Origin of the sequence: Streptococcus mitis (assembly GCF_946188695.1) — a bacterium.
Taxonomy (GTDB): domain Bacteria; phylum Bacillota; class Bacilli; order Lactobacillales; family Streptococcaceae; genus Streptococcus; species Streptococcus mitis_DF.
Window position 1 is genome coordinate 1 of record NZ_CAMHWI010000015.1, and the last position, 16,659, is coordinate 16,659.

18 protein-coding genes are annotated in these 16,659 nt (G+C 39.2%); 5 read left to right on the top strand and 13 right to left on the bottom strand.

The genetic code is table 11. The features are described from left to right. Positions 1 to 254: 254 nt before the first annotated feature. The 5 genes from N8L33_RS06990 to N8L33_RS07010 all read right to left on the bottom strand — a co-directional run bounded on the left by N8L33_RS06990 (position 255) and on the right by N8L33_RS07010 (position 2,923). Positions 255 to 665: a DUF5301 domain-containing protein gene (locus N8L33_RS06990; RefSeq protein ID WP_261059411.1), complete on the bottom strand. Its 411-nt coding sequence runs from the start codon at positions 663 to 665 to the stop codon at positions 255 to 257. Positions 666 to 972: 307 nt separating this feature from the next. After that, positions 973 to 1,266 carry a 50S ribosomal protein L27 gene (rpmA, locus tag N8L33_RS06995; RefSeq protein ID WP_000916509.1) on the bottom strand — a complete coding sequence of 98 codons (294 nt, stop codon included), beginning with the start codon at positions 1,264 to 1,266 and terminating at the stop codon, positions 973 to 975. Positions 1,267 to 1,282: 16 nt separating this feature from the next. After that, positions 1,283 to 1,627: a ribosomal-processing cysteine protease Prp gene (locus N8L33_RS07000; protein ID WP_000613699.1), complete on the bottom strand. Its 345-nt coding sequence runs from the start codon at positions 1,625 to 1,627 to the stop codon at positions 1,283 to 1,285. A 15-nt stretch (positions 1,628 to 1,642) separates the two neighbouring features. Then, positions 1,643 to 1,957 carry a 50S ribosomal protein L21 gene (gene rplU / locus N8L33_RS07005; protein WP_261059412.1) on the bottom strand — a complete coding sequence of 105 codons (315 nt, stop codon included), beginning with the start codon at positions 1,955 to 1,957 and terminating at the stop codon, positions 1,643 to 1,645. A 294-nt stretch (positions 1,958 to 2,251) separates the two neighbouring features. Further along, entirely contained in the window at positions 2,252 to 2,923 is a 672-nt protein-coding gene (locus N8L33_RS07010; protein ID WP_261059413.1) for a YoaK family protein, read from the bottom strand. Between the two features lie 153 nt (positions 2,924 to 3,076). On the opposite strand from N8L33_RS07010, the gene N8L33_RS07015 reads away from it, so the two are divergent. Beyond that, positions 3,077 to 4,054, top strand: a complete 978-nt coding sequence (locus N8L33_RS07015; RefSeq protein ID WP_261059414.1) for a Gfo/Idh/MocA family protein — start codon at positions 3,077 to 3,079, stop codon at positions 4,052 to 4,054. Then, complete coding sequence (locus N8L33_RS07020) at positions 4,051 to 5,133, top strand: DEAD/DEAH box helicase (protein ID WP_261059415.1); 1,083 nt, start codon at positions 4,051 to 4,053, stop codon at positions 5,131 to 5,133. The genes N8L33_RS07015 and N8L33_RS07020 overlap by 4 nt, the downstream gene beginning before the upstream one ends. Here the strand turns inward: N8L33_RS07020 and N8L33_RS07025 are convergent. From N8L33_RS07025 to N8L33_RS07035, 3 genes are all read right to left on the bottom strand, one after another. After that, positions 5,121 to 5,381: a hypothetical protein gene (locus N8L33_RS07025; RefSeq protein ID WP_261059416.1), complete on the bottom strand. Its 261-nt coding sequence runs from the start codon at positions 5,379 to 5,381 to the stop codon at positions 5,121 to 5,123. The two genes, N8L33_RS07020 and N8L33_RS07025, sit on opposite strands and share 13 nt — an antisense overlap. Positions 5,382 to 5,477: 96 nt before the next feature. Further along, a complete protein-coding gene (gene tuf / locus N8L33_RS07030) occupies positions 5,478 to 6,674 on the bottom strand; it encodes an elongation factor Tu (protein ID WP_001040726.1) in 1,197 nt (398 codons plus the stop codon). 206 nt (positions 6,675 to 6,880) lie between these two features. Beyond that, complete coding sequence (locus N8L33_RS07035) at positions 6,881 to 7,990, bottom strand: AI-2E family transporter (protein ID WP_261059417.1); 1,110 nt, start codon at positions 7,988 to 7,990, stop codon at positions 6,881 to 6,883. A gap of 102 nt (positions 7,991 to 8,092) precedes the next feature. Here N8L33_RS07035 and pbp3 point away from each other — a divergent pair, with 102 nt between their 5' ends. Beyond that, a complete protein-coding gene (pbp3, locus tag N8L33_RS07040) occupies positions 8,093 to 9,334 on the top strand; it encodes a D-alanyl-D-alanine carboxypeptidase PBP3 (protein WP_261059418.1) in 1,242 nt (413 codons plus the stop codon). 146 nt (positions 9,335 to 9,480) lie between these two features. On the opposite strand, the gene N8L33_RS07045 is transcribed toward pbp3, so the two are convergent. The 5 genes from N8L33_RS07045 to N8L33_RS07065 all read right to left on the bottom strand — a co-directional run bounded on the left by N8L33_RS07045 (position 9,481) and on the right by N8L33_RS07065 (position 13,737). After that, positions 9,481 to 10,335 carry an NAD(P)H-hydrate dehydratase gene (locus tag N8L33_RS07045; protein WP_261059419.1) on the bottom strand — a complete coding sequence of 285 codons (855 nt, stop codon included), beginning with the start codon at positions 10,333 to 10,335 and terminating at the stop codon, positions 9,481 to 9,483. A 17-nt stretch (positions 10,336 to 10,352) separates the two neighbouring features. Further along, positions 10,353 to 11,171 carry a phosphate ABC transporter ATPase gene (locus N8L33_RS07050; RefSeq protein ID WP_261059420.1) on the bottom strand — a complete coding sequence of 273 codons (819 nt, stop codon included), beginning with the start codon at positions 11,169 to 11,171 and terminating at the stop codon, positions 10,353 to 10,355. 137 nt (positions 11,172 to 11,308) lie between these two features. Continuing rightward, on the bottom strand, positions 11,309 to 12,166 hold the full coding sequence (locus tag N8L33_RS07055) for a bifunctional methylenetetrahydrofolate dehydrogenase/methenyltetrahydrofolate cyclohydrolase (RefSeq protein WP_261029401.1): 858 nt from the start codon (positions 12,164 to 12,166) through the stop codon (positions 11,309 to 11,311). Positions 12,167 to 12,319: 153 nt separating this feature from the next. After that, the gene (locus N8L33_RS07060) at positions 12,320 to 13,054 is read right to left on the bottom strand and encodes an amino acid ABC transporter ATP-binding protein (protein ID WP_173228687.1); all 735 of its coding nucleotides are present in this window, start codon (positions 13,052 to 13,054) and stop codon (positions 12,320 to 12,322) included. Further along, complete coding sequence (locus N8L33_RS07065; RefSeq protein WP_173304346.1) at positions 13,054 to 13,737, bottom strand: amino acid ABC transporter permease; 684 nt, start codon at positions 13,735 to 13,737, stop codon at positions 13,054 to 13,056. The genes N8L33_RS07060 and N8L33_RS07065 overlap by 1 nt, the downstream gene beginning before the upstream one ends. Before the next feature lie 190 nt (positions 13,738 to 13,927). Between N8L33_RS07065 and N8L33_RS07070 the strand changes: the two genes are divergently transcribed. Together N8L33_RS07070 and N8L33_RS07075 are read left to right on the top strand one after the other, a co-directional pair. Continuing rightward, positions 13,928 to 14,158: a DUF1797 family protein gene (locus tag N8L33_RS07070; protein WP_000443570.1), complete on the top strand. Its 231-nt coding sequence runs from the start codon at positions 13,928 to 13,930 to the stop codon at positions 14,156 to 14,158. Positions 14,159 to 14,388: 230 nt separating this feature from the next. Continuing rightward, positions 14,389 to 16,656, top strand: coding sequence for an ATP-dependent Clp protease ATP-binding subunit (locus tag N8L33_RS07075; protein WP_261059421.1), 2,268 nt, complete (start codon positions 14,389 to 14,391; stop codon positions 16,654 to 16,656). The last annotated feature ends 3 nt before the right edge of the window (positions 16,657 to 16,659 follow it).

Here is a 16,659-nt window from a genome sequence, read left to right on the forward strand (position 1 = left end):
TTTCTACTGATTTCACGCGTTTTTCTCATACTGAAGGCTAGGTTGGGGGAAACTGGAAGTTAGTTTTAGAAGTTACCCGAATATGCTAACATCCCAATCCAAGAATTAGAATGATGTCTTTTTTCAGTCCTTATCTGATTTCAAGCAAATAAAAACAGCAAATCCTTTTGATTTACCGTTTAAAACATGATACAAATTCAATTTACCATAAATTTATGAAAAAACCCTCTGAACTTTTCTTCTATCCCTATAAATCAACTAGAATAAGCCTCTTCAATCCTATTGGCTATATCTGGACTTACTTGCCAAATCCCAACATAAGGTTGCTCAATATACTGTCTTTTCTTCTTAGTATATAGATAGACTACACTATCCTTTTCTTCATTCTGATGATAAAACTTGATAATGATATAATCTTTAACATTTGTCGGTTGATCATTTACACTCTCCAAAGAGGTAGATTTTGACTGTTTCTGTATCTCCTCAATCAATTTTGAAATTTCTTCTCTCTTGTTTATAGTTTTAACATCTTCAGAGAGTTTTTTCTGCAGAGAAATAACAGAGATCTTTTCAGATTCAGGAAGAATAAGTTTTTTCTTACTAACACAAGCAGATAAAACAAGAAAAGAGATTGAACAGACTATTATGGTGATCATCTTTTTCATACAGCTTCACATCCTTTCATTCTTCATACTTTTCTCTGAGATATAATTATAATATCAGACCTTAGAAATTTTTACAATATCTTAATCCCTTATAACATTCATTACTGAAAAAGTTCTAAATTCAACTATTTTTTCATTGTAAAATAAAGTGGCTGACAAATTTGCTTCTTACATTGTTTTTTAAAATATGGGTATCAAAACAAAAAAACAGGCTCTCCGAAATCTCGGAAAGCCTTATTTAATGCTACTTCTAGCTTCCTCGCCTTTACAGTTCAAGGCTCGGGATAAAAAGGTTCACTGGACCTTTTTATTTAGCGATTGGGTAAACAGAAACTTGTTTTTTATCGCGTCCTTTACGTTCAAAGCGTACTACGCCTTCAACTTTAGCGAACAAAGTATCGTCTCCACCACGTCCAACGTTTACACCTGGGTAGATGTGTGTACCACGTTGACGGTAAAGGATTGATCCACCTGTTACAGTTTGTCCGTCAGCTGCTTTAGCTCCAAGACGTTTCGCTTGTGAATCACGTCCGTTTGATGTAGAACCTCCACCTTTTTTGTGGGCGAAAAGTTGCAAGTTGTTAAGAGTCATTTTTAACATAATGTTTTCCTCCGTGTTAGTTTTCTGTGATAACTCTGGTTTGGACGAACTCGGAAGAGTTCTCCGATAAGTTTGCCATACCTAAGAAAAATGATTCAAAGAATAACTGGGTCATTTCTCTCTGGTGTGAAGGAAGATCTTTTGGAATTTCAACCATCAGATAGCCACCTTCATCTTCGTTTAATTCTAGGATTGGTTCATAGCCTGCAAATTTTTCAATAGAATTGATAAAGTTAATGGCAAGCGTAGAAACCGATGCACACACGACATCTAAGCCGTATTCGCCACTCTCGGCGTGTCCAGTAATTTCCGCACTCCTCAGCTCGCCATCTTCGGCTCTCTCAAAGACTGCTTGTATCATGTGTTCTCCTTAAAATTAAGCGTTGATTGCGTTGATGACAACTTTTGTATATGGTTGACGGTGACCTTGTTTACGGTGGCTACCTTTTTTAGGTTTGTACTTGTAAGTAACAACTTTCTTTTGTTTTCCTTGTTTTTCAACAGTTCCAACTACAGTAGCTCCAGCAACAAGTGGAGTTCCGACAACAGTGTTTTCACCACCAACAAGAACAACTTCGTTAAAAGTAACTTCTTGACCAGCTTCAACGTTCAATTTTTCAACGTAAACTACTTGACCAACTTCAACTTTAACTTGTTTTCCGCCAGTTTTGATAATTGCGTATGTGCTCATTATGCACCTCCTATGATTTTTATGGGTTTCCCCGAATTTTTTGTGAAGACTCGCCTAGCATCGTGGGACGAACCACTTAAAAGAAGAGCTCTAAGTATAAGAAAGAATAAACTAGGAATTGAGCCGAAGGCATAACTTATGTTAGGCAAGGCGACAATGACGAAGTTTAAATTTGTTATACGACGAGCGACGATGTTCGTGCGGTTGCACAGGAATGTGCATAGTCAACTCTTCAAGTATAGCATATCTCCTATTTTCTTACAAGTAATAACACCTAAAATCAAGCATTTTCTTTTACTTTTTCTGCCATGAAGCAAAAATCATACTGAGGTAAAAAATGCTCATCATAATAGGAACACCAAGAATGGTCTTTTCCTGATAAAAAATCGTCAAATAGGCTGAAAAGACAACGCCAAGGACAAAACTGCTAAGTAGGCTAACAAATATGAAACCTTCACGCAAAAAAGGAGTGTGCTTAGTTCTGAAATAATCTCCAAAAGCCAGCATAGTACGTTTGATATTTCCTGTCATAAATGCATTGTTATAAGCAATACCCGATACTTCTCCAAAAGCGGTTGTCACCAACCCCATACAAAAGGCCAAGGGCGGTACTAAATAGATATTCTCTACAGTTTGCGGTACAAAACCAATAATGATTGATAGGATTGCCAAAGGAATCAAGGACAGAATAGGTTTTTTCACAATTCTCAATTTTTCCTTATAAATAGTTAGTAAAAAGACTCCCATCATAAAAGCTAGTAAGGTCATTACTTTGGCACTAGCATCTGATACATTGTGTTGAATGAGTCCCACTGATAGAAAGACGACATTCCCCGTTTGTCCAGCTACAAGAGTATTCCCTCGGACAATAAAAGTATAGGCATCTACATATCCTGCACAAAAAGTCAAAAAAAGCGCTAGCCTCTTAGACTGACGTGATATTTTTCTTATAGGTAGTAACCTCATTTTTCCTCCTATTTCATTTATTCATGTCATTATTGTACCACTTTCTTTGGGAAAGTCCTAGTAGCTTATTTGAAATTTTTTACCCTCTGTTGGATAGTCTCTACCATCTATGTTATAATGAAAGAAGGATTTAAAATCGGAAAAGGAGTATCTATGCTAAAATTAGGTGTCATCGGAACAGGCGCTATCAGCCATCACTTCATAGAAGCAGCCCATACCAGTGGAGAATACCAGTTGGTCGCAGTCTATTCTAGAAGACTTGAAACCGCAGCAACCTTTGCTTCTCGCTATCAGGATATCCAACTCTTCGATCAATTAGAGGACTTCTTCAGGTCTTCCTTTGATGTAGTCTATATTGCTAGTCCAAACTCCTTACATTTTGCTCAGGCAAAAGCTGCCTTGACTGCTGGTAAACACGTCATTCTTGAAAAGCCAGCTGTCACTCAACCACAAGAATGGATGAATTTGATTCAAACAGCTGAGAAAAATAATTGTTTTATCTTTGAAGCAGCTCGTAATTATCACGAGAAAGCTTTCACTACTATCAAAAACTTTTTGGCAGACAAGCAAATCTTAGGAGCTGATTTAAATTATACCAAATACTCTTCCAAGATGCCTGACTTGTTGGCTGGTCAGACACCAAATGTCTTTTCAGACCGTTTTGCTGGTGGAGCCCTTATGGATTTGGGGATTTATCCCCTCTATGCTGCCGTTCGTCTTTTTGGAAAAGCTCAGGAAGCTACCTATCAGGCTCAACAGCTTGACAATAGCATTGACCTAAATGGAGACGGTATCCTCTTCTACCCTGAATTTCAAGTTCACATCAAAGCTGGGAAAAACATCACTTCCAATCTTCCTTGTGAGATTTACACAGCAGATGGAACCTTGACTCTCAACACGATTGAACATGTTCGCTCAGCTATTTTTACCGACCACCAAGGACATCAAGTCCAACTCCCTATCCAACAGGCTCCTCATACGATGACTGAGGAAGTCGCTGCATTTGCACAGATGATCCAGCAACCAGACCAGATGCTCTACCAGACTTGGCTGGACGATGCAGGCTCTGTTCATGAGCTACTATATACCATGCGCCAGACCGCTGGCATTAGATTTGAGGCAGAAAAATGAAAACTAAACTACCGACTGAATGGCAAGAACTGAGCGACCAACTCGGTTTCCAAGAATTTACCCCCATTCAGACTCAACTATTTGAGCCCATTCTTGCAGGAGAAAATCTTCTAGGAGTAAGCCCAACAGGAACAGGTAAGACCCTAGCTTATCTCCTACCAAGTCTTCTCAGACTACAAAAGAAAAAAGCGCAGCAACTATTGATTCTAGCACCAAATACGGAGCTTGCTGGACAGATTTTTGATGTATGTAAAACGTGGGCAGAGACTATCGATTTGACAGCCCAACTCTTCCTATCAGGTTCAAGTCAGAAACGCCAAATTGAACGACTCAAAAAAGGACCAGAAATTCTAATTGGAACCCCTGGTCGTATCTTTGAGTTAATTAAATTGAAAAAAATCAAGATGATGAATGTAGAAACCATCATCTTGGATGAATTTGACCAATTGCTTGATGATTCTCAGATTCACTTTGTTGAGAAAATCACTCACTACGCACCTCGTGACCACCAACTCATCTACATGAGTGCTACGACCAAGTTTGACCAAAAGAATATTGAGCCTAACACACGTACCATTGATCTCTCTGACCAAAAACTGGACAATATCCAGCACTTCTACATGCAGGTAGATCAACGTCACCGAGTGGATATGCTACGAAAATTGGCTCATGTAGAGGATTTCCGCGGTCTGGTCTTCTTTAACAGCCTATCAGACCTTGGAAGTGCAGAAGAAAAATTACAGTATCGTGATATATTGGCTGTCTCCCTCGCTAGCGATGTCAATGTTAAATTTAGAAAAGTCATCTTAGAAAGGTTTAAAGATAAGCAACTAACCCTGCTTCTTGCAACTGACCTTTTGGCTCGTGGAATTGATATCGATAGCCTAGAATGTGTCGTAAACTTTGACATCCCAAGAGATATCGAAACCTACACTCACCGCGCTGGACGTACAGGTCGTATGGGCAAGGAAGGTTATGTTATCACTCTCGTTACTCATCCCGAAGAAATCAAAAAACTTAAAAAGTTTACAAGTGTACGAGAAATTATCTTAAAAAATCAAGAACTCTATATCAAATAATCCCCCATTGCTCTATGCACATCTAGTGTATGGAGCTTTTTTATAAGCAATTCAATTTTATTCTCTTCGAAAATCTCTTCAAACCGCGTCAGCTTCGCCTTGCTGTATGTATGGTTGCTGACTTCGTCAGTCTTATCTACAACCTCAAAAACATGTTTTGAGCTGACTTCGTCAATTCTATCTACAACCTCAAAGCAGTGCTTTGAGCAACCTGCGGCTAGCTTCCTAGTTTGCTCTTTGATTTTCATTGAGTATTAGTTCAATATCTGAAAAAAAGAACCTTGCAAAGCAAGATTCTTTTAGTGTCTGACTTAAATAATTGTTCTTCTGGGAACTAAATCGAATTAAGCTTCGATTTCTGTAACCATACCTGAACCAACAGTACGTCCACCCTCACGGATAGAGAATGTAGTACCTTGTTCTACGGCGATTGGGTGGATCAACTCAACGTCGATTGTCACGTTATCACCAGGCATTACCATTTCAGTACCTGCTGGAAGTTCGATTGAACCTGTAACGTCAGTAGTACGGAAGTAGAATTGTGGACGGTAGTTGTTGAAGAATGGAGTGTGACGTCCACCTTCTTCTTTAGTAAGGATGTAAACTTCACCTTTGAATTTAGTGTGTGGGTTGATTGAACCTGGTTTAGCGATAACTTGTCCACGTTCGATTTCATCACGTTGAACACCACGAAGAAGGACACCTACGTTATCTCCGGCAAGACCTTCGTCAAGTTGTTTACGGAACATTTCAACACCAGTAACAACTGCTTTTTGAGTTTCTTCTTTGATACCAACGATTTCGATTTCGTCGTTGACTTTAACGATACCACGGTCGATACGTCCTGAAGCAACTGTACCACGTCCAGTGATTGAGAATACGTCTTCGACTGGAAGAAGCAATGGTTTGTCAGTGTCACGTTCTGGTTCTGGGATGTACTCATCAACTGTGTTCATCAATTCCATAACGATGTCTTCGTATTTAGTGTCACCTTCAAGAGCTTTAAGAGCTGAACCTTGGATAACTGGAAGATCGTCACCTGGGAAGTCGTATTCTGACAATAGGTCACGGATTTCCATTTCAACCAATTCAAGCAATTCTTCGTCGTCAACCAAGTCAACTTTGTTCATGAAGACGATAAGGTGTTTAACACCAACCTGACGTGAAAGAAGGATGTGCTCACGAGTTTGTGGCATTGGTCCGTCAGTTGAAGCTACTACAAGGATAGCTCCGTCCATTTGAGCGGCACCAGTGATCATGTTTTTAACGTAGTCCGCGTGTCCTGGAGCGTCGATGTGAGCGTAGTGACGTTTTTCAGTTTCGTACTCAACGTGCGCAGTGTTGATTGTGATACCGCGTTCGCGTTCTTCTGGAGCAGCATCGATAGACGCATAGTCTTTAGGTTGGTTAACTGATGAAGGCAAGCGACGTGCCAAAACAGTTGTGATAGCTGCAGTTAGGGTAGTTTTACCGTGGTCAACGTGTCCGATAGTACCAATGTTAACGTGTGGTTTACTACGATCGTATTTTTCTTTTGCCATTTGAGTAAAAGCCTCCAATAAAATATATTTTATAGATAGACAGTAGGCAATACAGTCTAACTTTCCTTACTATTTTATCAAATTTCAGCTAAATTGCAAGTGTTTTACAAAGTTTTTGTGAATTATTCTTAATCGGCTAATCTAAATGGCACTTCTACTCCTATAATTTACCTAAAGAAAAAGAAAAATCAGGAATTTCCTGACTTTTACTTAGCTAATTCTCTTTCTCGTTCTTTCATTGTTTTATGATTTTCATACAAACGTGATAAGAACTTAGAAATTTCTTTTAAGATAGAATAAGTTGGTACAGCGACAATCATACCAATAACCCCATAGATATTGCTTGATAACAAAAGTAATACTAAAATTGTTATTGGATGGACTTTCATTACCCCACCTACGATTCGAGGGTAAAGGATATTTCCATCCACTTGTTGAATGATTAGCATGTAAACAACTGCAATTAGCATTCTATGAGGATCCGTAAAGACATTGGCAATAATCATCGGAATCAAGCCAATGCTTGGTCCCACATAAGGAATGAGATTGGCCAATCCTGAAAAGATGGCAAAAACCAAAGCGTATTTCAAACCAATCACGCTATATCCGATAAAGGCCAAACAACCAATAATAATCGCATCAATTGCGACTCCACTAATATAGCGAGCAATTGTCGCATTCAAATTCTTTAAGAGACCTGCAATATGCAACTTATCTCTCTTTAAAACAGTGCGCTCAAGCATCGGTAAAAATTTGTTACCATCTAACAAAAAATAAACCAAAAATACAGGGGTCATGATAATAATCAAAACGGTACTAAAGAGAGCTGATATAACACTTCCAACACTATTGGTAACACTGTTTAGAATATTTTGTAGAATATCTACATAGGATAGGTTTAACTGTTGAATAGTCGCTTGAATATCCAAATTTTGAAAGGCTGGATAAGTAGATAAATCTACAATCAAATTTTGCAAACGACTATAGATAGTCTGGCTAGTCGCAATCAAGCTGGTCAACTGATTGACCAAAATCGGTAAGAGATAGACTACCCCAATGACAAGCCCCCAAAGCAAAGCACATAAGGTTAGTAGAATACCAATGATACGATTAATTTTGAAATACTTTTGTAAAAAATTTACAATAGGATTGGTCAAATAATATAAAAAGCCACCCAATAAAAACGGAATCATGATGGTGTTCGCGACGCTTACAAAAGGCGTGATAATCGCCCCCATCTCTCTCCATAAATAAAAAATGATTGTTACTAATAAAATCTCACTGGTCCAAAAAAATAATTTATTCTTACGAAACATGAGCTACCTCCATCTATCTATTTTACCATACTTTCAAAAAAGCTTCTTTCTTCTATCATGAAACTGGGAATATTTTTTTCTTTATGTTAGAATAAACTTACTATGAAAAAAATCATTTTAACTCTCTTAAGTCTATCCGTAATTGGGTCAGCTTCTACTGTTGCTGCACAAGATTTTACTATTGCTGCTAAACATGCGATTGCTGTTGAAGCAAATACTGGAAAAATACTTTATGAAAAAGATGCAACTCAACCTGTCGAAATTGCTTCTATTACAAAACTACTTACAGTTTATCTTGTCTATGAGGCTCTAGAAAATGGAAGTATCACACTATCCACCCCAGTGGATATTTCTGATTATCCTTATCAATTAACGACAAATTCCGAAGCCAGTAATGTTCCTATGGAAGCCCGTAATTATACCGTCGAAGAGTTGCTTGAAGCAACCCTGGTATCTAGTGCCAACAGTGCCGCTATCGCCCTAGCTGAGAAAATTGCTGGCTCAGAAAAAAACTTTGTTGATATGATGCGAGCCAAACTCCTGGAATGGGGAATCAAAGATGCCACGGTTGTCAATACAACTGGTCTGAACAACGAGACTCTAGGAGATAACATTTACCCAGGGTCTAATAAAGATGATGAAAATAAGCTCAGTGCTTATGATGTTGCTATCGTTGCTCGTAACCTCATCAAAAAATACCCACAAGTCTTGGAAATAACGAAAAAACCTTCTTCTACTTTTGCTGGGATGACAATCACTTCGACCAACTACATGTTAGAAGGTATGCCTGCTCATCGCGGTGGTTTTGATGGTCTTAAGACAGGAACAACAGACAAAGCTGGTGAATCTTTTGTTGGTACTACTGTCGAAAAAGGCATGAGGGTTATCACAGTTGTTTTGAATGCAGACCATCAAGACAATAATCCTTACGCTCGCTTCACAGCTACATCATCACTAATGGATTATATTTCTTCTACATTTACACTTCGTAAAATCGTGCAAAAAGGCGATGCCTATCAAGATAGCAAAGCCCCTGTACAAGATGGAAAAGAAGATACGGTCACTGCAGTGGCCCCAGAGGATATCTATCTAATTGAACGTGTTGGGAATGAATCTTCCCAATCTGTTCAATTCACTCCTGATTCCAAAGAAATCCCAGCACCACTTGTAGCTGGAACAGTGGTTGGCCATTTGACTTATGAAGACAAGGATTTGATTGGTCAAGGTTACATTACCACAGAACGTCCTAATTTCGAAATGGTAGCGGAAAAGAAAGTTGAAAAAGCCTTCTTCTTAAAAGTTTGGTGGAATCAGTTTATCCGATTTATCAACGAGAAATTATAAAACATACTGAGCAAAAGATTGCTCCAAAATAGAAACAGACCAAAAGGGCTTTTAAGTCAAAAACGCATAGTATCAGGTATTAAAAAACTTGATATTATGCGTTTTATTGTGGTAATATTTACTTCGTTTTCTCCTAAAATTGAATTTTATCCCAGTCTTTTTTGAGATATTTTATTCATTACTTTAGGAAGACAATTACTAATTTCCGTCGGCAAGACAACATAATGTTCTTGAGCTAGTTCTTGGGCTATGGCTGAATGAAGATGAGTCGCTACTGCCACACGTTCATAGAGATTAGCTTGTTTAAACTGGCCTGCAAATCCTGCAATCATTCCAGCCAGAGTGTCTCCCATTCCCCCAGTCGCCTGATATGGACCGCCAACCTGTAACTGGTAATAATCAGATTGGCCAGCTTGCCAAATACGAGTAGCTGGACCTTTCTCTACCAAAATTGTTCCTTGAGGGAAGGAAATCAAGGCACTAGCTGTTGTAGCTTCGTTTTGCTTTTCAATCGTAATTCCAGACAGTTTTTCCCACTCCTTTTGGTGGGGAGTTAGGATAAGCTGACTGGAAGGAAATGACAATCTTGTTCTGGCAAGAATAGTCAAAGCACCTCCGTCTACAATCAAAATATGATTCTGGCTTAAGCTAGCAAAGACCTGTTTGACTAGTTCTTCTCCAAAAGTATCGTCTCCTAAACCAGGCCCCACTAAGACTACTTCTGCCTTCTCCAACTGCTCTTTTAACAATTGCTGGTCTTGAAGAGAAAAGGCCATAGCCTCAGGTAAATGGCTGTGTAGAGCAGGGATATTTTCTCTATCTGTTCCAACAGTCACCAATCCTGCACCGCTTTTTACAGCTGCCAAAGCAGACATGATAATAGCACCACCATAAGGATAGGTACCACCTAACAGAAGTAAGCGACCGTAGTCTCCTTTATGACTTGTACGAGAACGTTCAATAATGACTTTTTCTAGTAAACCTTGATCAATCACTTTCATCGTTTTTTCCTCAACTATCATTTATCTGATTGTTTTAAAACAACTTGATATACTTTCTTAGTCCACTCTTCTAAGTCTTCTCCAGCATAGTCAAGATAATGCACCCTATCTTGTATTTTAGTTGGAATAATATTTTCAAATTGGCTCTTATTATGAGTTGGAATAATGCAAATATACAACTCACTAAATAAATTCAACATGTCCTTAATTTTTGCAACATGGTAGCCATCAAAAATATAACCAGTAAGTTTAATCAAATCTGTATAGATAAAATGAAAACTCACTCCAGGAATAAACTTGTCTTGTAATTCTTTCTCTGAAGGAGATCGACCTAATAAACGTTCCATCGCTAATCGATAACCAGAACTTGTATTTGACCACCCTAACATGACATAGTCAAAATAATCTATCGGATCCGATGCAGCATTTCGATTATCCAAAACTAATTCCTCAGCATCTCGCCCAAAGGCTTTCACAGCAGATAAGAGCTGACCTGTTTTAAAGATAGAAATCGCTGCATCTATAGTAGTAGTATGACTACAGTAGTCTGAAGTCACTAACCTCTTATGTAGATCATAAGTCGAGGCTACTATTTTATTTGTAGGGGTAAATGGTGGCAGAAAGAGATGCTGAAAGATGTAATCTAAAATCTCTTTTTTTAAACAAGAATCAGCACACTCAATACTTGTTTGACGTTTATGAAGTTTTTCGTAAGCTATAAATTTAGCAATTTTTTCTAATTCCCATTCTTGAATATTTGGATAATCAATTAGTGATAAGTAGTATATTCCATCCCATTGTAAACTATATTCCCCATTATAAATTTTTAAAATCATCTAATCACCTCACTCCATTATACAACAAAAAGGAGGCGCAGACCTCCTTTTGTAATCTTATATCTAAAATTTAATATTCATTTCTGCCGTTTTAGATATAGCTATTGAAAATACACTCTCTTCAGCGAATGTTTCTCTTATTTTCTATCCAATGTCCGAAGTGCTGCTTGATAAGTTTGCTCCATCAGCATAGTAATTGTCATAGGACCAACACCTCCAGGAACTGGCGTGATGTGGCTAGCAAGTGGGGCAACCGCCTCATAATCAACATCCCCACAGAGCTTACCATTTTCATCGCGGTTCATCCCAACGTCAATGACTACCGCACCTGGTTTCACAAAATCAGGAGTCACAAACTTAGCACGACCGATTGCGACCACAAGAATATCCGCTTTTGCAGCAATCTTAGCGAGATTATGGGTGCGTGAGTGAGTCAAGGTAACTGTAGCATTCTTTGCCAAAAGAAGCTGGGCCATGGGTTTTCCAACAATATTTGAACGACCGATGACAACCGCATTTTTACCTTCTAATTCAATCCCATATTCATGAAACATTTCCATAATTCCTGCAGGTGTAGATGGAATCATGACTGGATGACCAGACCAAAGGCGTCCCATATTTAGAGGATGGAAACCATCCACATCCTTTTCTGGGTCAATGGCTAATAAAACCGCCTCTTCATCGATATGTTTTGGTAATGGCAACTGGACCAAAATCCCATGCCAAGCTGGATCTTGATTGTATTTGGCAATCAAGTCTAATAATTCCGCTTGGGTAATGGTATCTGGAACTCGCACTACTTCACTACGGAATCCTGCCGCAAGGGCAGAACGTTCCTTGTTACGAACGTAGACTTGGCTGGCTGGATTGTCTCCAACCAAAATCACTACCAAACCAGGCACTAGACCTGTTTCTTCCTTTAATCTTGCAGTCTTTTCAGCCAGCTGTCCCTGTAATTTGGCCGCTAAAGCTTTCCCATCAATAATCTGTGTCATATCACTTCTCTTTTCTTACAAATATCTTTAATTATACCAAAAAATACAATGTAGCTCTAACACTTCTTGACTAGGTCATCCTATAGTTTCAAACTATAAGAAAAAGCTCGGGTCGAGCTTTCCATTAATCTTGTCTTGAAATTTTAAAATAGATTATAAAACCTTACTCAAGAAGTCTTTAGTCCGTTGTTCTTGAGTTTGTTCAAAAATCTGTTCTGGTGTTCCGTCTTCAACAACCACACCGTCTGCCATAAAGATGACACGATCTGCCACCTCACGGGCAAATCCCATCTCATGTGTTACGATAACCATGGTCATTCCTGACTTGGCAAGGGCTTGCATAACAGCTAGAACTTCTCCAACCATCTCAGGGTCCAGAGCTGAAGTCGGCTCGTCAAAGAGCAAAACATCAGGTTCCATGGCCAACCCACGCGCGATGGCAATCCGTTGTTGCTGGCCACCTGACAAACTCTGTGGATAAGCATCTGCCTTATCTGGCAAACCAACTTTTTCCAAAAGCTCTTGGGCTCTCTTCTCAGCAACAGCCTTGCTCTCACCTTTGGTCTTGATAGGTGACAAGGTGATATTTTCCATCACAGTCATATTAGGAAAGAGATTAAATTGTTGGAAAACCATGCCCATCTTCTCACGCATGGCAAACAGGTCATTCTTCTTGTCCGTAATATCGACTCCCTCAAAGATAACCTTCCCTTTAGTCGCTTCTTCCAACAAATTCATAGAGCGAAGCAAGGTAGATTTCCCGCTCCCCGAAGGACCGATGATAACGACAACTTCTCCTCTTTTAATCTCGAGGTTGATGCCCTTCAATACTTCATTTTTTCCAAATGATTTATGTAAATTTTCAATTTTTATCAAAGTTTCTGTCATTATTTCTTATCTCCTTGTCCCATACGTTTTTCAAAAGCTTTCAAGGCTACTGTCAAAATAGAAGTCATAATCAAGTAATAAAAGGCTGCAAATAAAAGTGGTGTTAAAGGTAGATAGGTTGTTGTAGAAACTGTTGTAGCCCCGTTCCATAACTCCATAACACCGATAGCTGATAAGAGGGAACTATCCTTGATAATAGTGATAAATTCGTTCCCCAATGCTGGCAAGATATTTTTTATAGCTTGTGGCAAAATCACATAGCGCATCGCATTTTTAGGACGAATCCCTAAAGAATAGGCAGCCTCTAGCTGACCTTTTGGAACCGCATTAATCCCAGCACGAACAGTCTCAGAAACATAAGCACCACTGTTCATAGAGATAATCAAAATCCCTGGAATTAGACGAGAAAGGTCAACACCTAAAATTCCAACCTGAATAGTCGGAGCATTGATGTGCATAAGGGCAAAGGCAATCATAATCTGAACCATCATCGGTGTCCCACGGAAAATCCAAACGTACAAGTTGGCGAACCAAACAAGCGGTTTAAACTTTGAACGTTGCCCAAAAGCCAAGACAACACCCAAAATAGTTCCCAAAAAGACAACACAGATAGAAATGAGAACCGTCACAACAGCCCCATAGTTAAAATAAGGTAAATACTTAGGTAAAAAAGAAAAATTCATAGTTACACTGCTTTCTAAAATAGAATACTGTATGATTATAACATGTATTGAATTAAAATTCAAACTTTTTATCCGATTTATTCAAAAAAACTTTAAGCTAGTAGAATTAGCGAGAAATCTTAGTTTTTTCTAGTCAAGTTGGCCTCCTTTATGGTAAAATAGTAACGATAAGAAATGAAGGAGAATCAAAATGGAATCACATTTGGTTAGAATCATCAACCGCCTTGAAGCAATGGCAAAAGACGGCGGAAATTTAAAACGTAATTTTGAACGCGAAGGAGTTGTTGTTGCAGAAGTTGCATACAGCCACGACGAAGAAAATGGATCAATCTTTACCCTTCGTGATGTAGAAGCTCGCGAAACTTATACTTTTGATAGCATTGACTTGATTGCAATGGAGATTTACGAACTCCTTTACTAATACAAAACAAGCTGGGATTACACCCTGCATGTCTAACCAAAATCCTTTTTGTCTCACAAATAGGATTTTTTTATTCCCTAAAATCTCAAAAATTTTCATTGTAACAACTTCTCAAAGCTTCAATCTTTTTACTTGCTTTACACCCCAATCCTGTTATAATGAGAGTATAGAAATTTGACTATTTTTGACCTTTGAACAGATCAGGATAAAGAAAGAAATGAGGTAGATGTATGCTTTGTCAAAACTGTAAAATTAACGACTCAACAATTCATCTTTACACCAATCTCAATGGAAAACAAAAACAAATTGACCTCTGTCAAAACTGCTATAAGATTATCAAGACAGATCCTAACAATAGCCTCTTTAAAGGTATGACGGATCTGAACAATCGTGACTTTGATCCCTTTGGTGATTTCTTCAATGACCTAAACAATTTCAGGCCTTCTAACAATACTCCTCCAATTCCCCCAACCCAATCAGGTGGAGGTTACGGTGGAAACGGCGGTTATGGTTCTCAAAATCGTGGACCTGCTCAAACTCCTCTACCAAGCCAAGAAAAAGGCCTACTGGAAGAATTTGGTATCAACGTAACTGAAATTGCCCGTCGTGGAGATATAGATCCCGTTATTGGGCGCGATGATGAGATTATCCGTGTCATTGAGATTCTCAATCGCAGAACCAAGAATAATCCTGTTCTTATTGGCGAACCAGGTGTCGGAAAAACGGCCGTTGTCGAAGGTCTAGCTCAGAAAATTGTTGATGGCGATGTTCCACATAAACTCCAAGGTAAACAAGTCATCCGTCTGGATGTGGTTAGCTTGGTTCAAGGAACGGGTATTCGTGGACAATTTGAAGAACGCATGCAAAAACTCATGGAAGAAATTCGCAAACGTGAAGATATCATCCTCTTTATCGATGAAATCCATGAAATTGTTGGTGCTGGTTCTGCGGGCGATGGCAATATGGATGCAGGAAATATCCTCAAGCCAGCCCTTGCTCGTGGGGAACTGCAACTGGTCGGTGCCACTACCCTCAATGAATACCGTATCATTGAAAAAGATGCTGCCCTAGAGCGTCGTATGCAGCCTGTCAAAGTTGATGAACCAACAGTGGAAGAAACAATCACTATCCTCAAAGGAATTCAAAAGAAATACGAAGACTACCACCACGTTCAGTATACCGATGCTGCAATTGAAGCAGCTGCAACTCTTTCCAATCGCTACATCCAAGATCGCTTCTTGCCTGACAAGGCCATTGACCTCCTAGATGAAGCTGGTTCTAAGATGAACTTGACCTTGAATTTTGTGGATCCTAAAGTAATTGATCAACGCTTGATTGAGGCTGAAAATCTTAAATCTCAAGCTACACGAGAGGAAGATTTTGAGAAGGCGGCTTATTTCCGCGACCAGATTGCCAAGTATAAGGAAATGCAAAAGAAAAAGGTCACAGACCAAGACACTCCTATCATCAGTGAGAAAACCATTGAGCACATTATCGAGCAGAAAACAAATATCCCTGTTGGTGATTTAAAAGAGAAAGAACAATCTCAACTCATCCATCTAGCCGAAGATCTCAAGTCTCATGTTATTGGCCAAGATGATGCAGTCGATAAGATTGCCAAGGCTATTCGCCGTAATCGTGTCGGTCTCGGTACGCCTAACCGTCCAATTGGAAGCTTCCTCTTTGTCGGGCCAACCGGTGTCGGTAAGACAGAACTTTCCAAACAACTAGCCATTGAACTTTTTGGTTCTGCTGACAGCATGATTCGCTTTGACATGAGTGAATACATGGAAAAACACAGCGTTGCTAAGTTGGTCGGTGCCCCTCCAGGTTATGTTGGTTACGATGAGGCTGGGCAATTAACTGAAAAAGTTCGCCGCAATCCATATTCTCTCATCCTTCTCGATGAAGTGGAAAAAGCCCATCCAGATGTTATGCACATGTTCCTCCAGGTCTTGGACGATGGTCGTTTGACAGATGGGCAAGGACGTACCGTTAGCTTCAAGGATGCCATCATCATCATGACTTCAAATGCAGGTACAGGTAAGGCAGAAGCCAGCGTTGGATTTGGTGCTGCTAGAGAAGGACGTACCAACTCTGTTCTCGGTGAACTCGGAAACTTCTTTAGCCCAGAGTTTATGAACCGTTTTGATGGCATTATCGAATTTAAGGCTCTCAGCAAGGACAACCTCCTTCAGATTGTCGAGCTCATGCTAGCAGATGTTAACAAACGTCTTTCTAGCAACAACATTCATTTAAATGTAACTGACAAGGTCAAGGAAAAGTTGGTTGACCTCGGTTATGATCCAAAAATGGGAGCACGCCCACTTCGCCGCACTATTCAAGACTATATTGAGGACGAAATCACTGACTACTACCTTGAAAATCCAAGTGAAAAAGACCTAAAGGCAGTTATGACCAGCAAGGGCAACATTCAAATCAAATCTGCCAAAAAAGCTGAAAAAATCAAAGAGAATACTTCTGAAATAGAAGATTAGAAC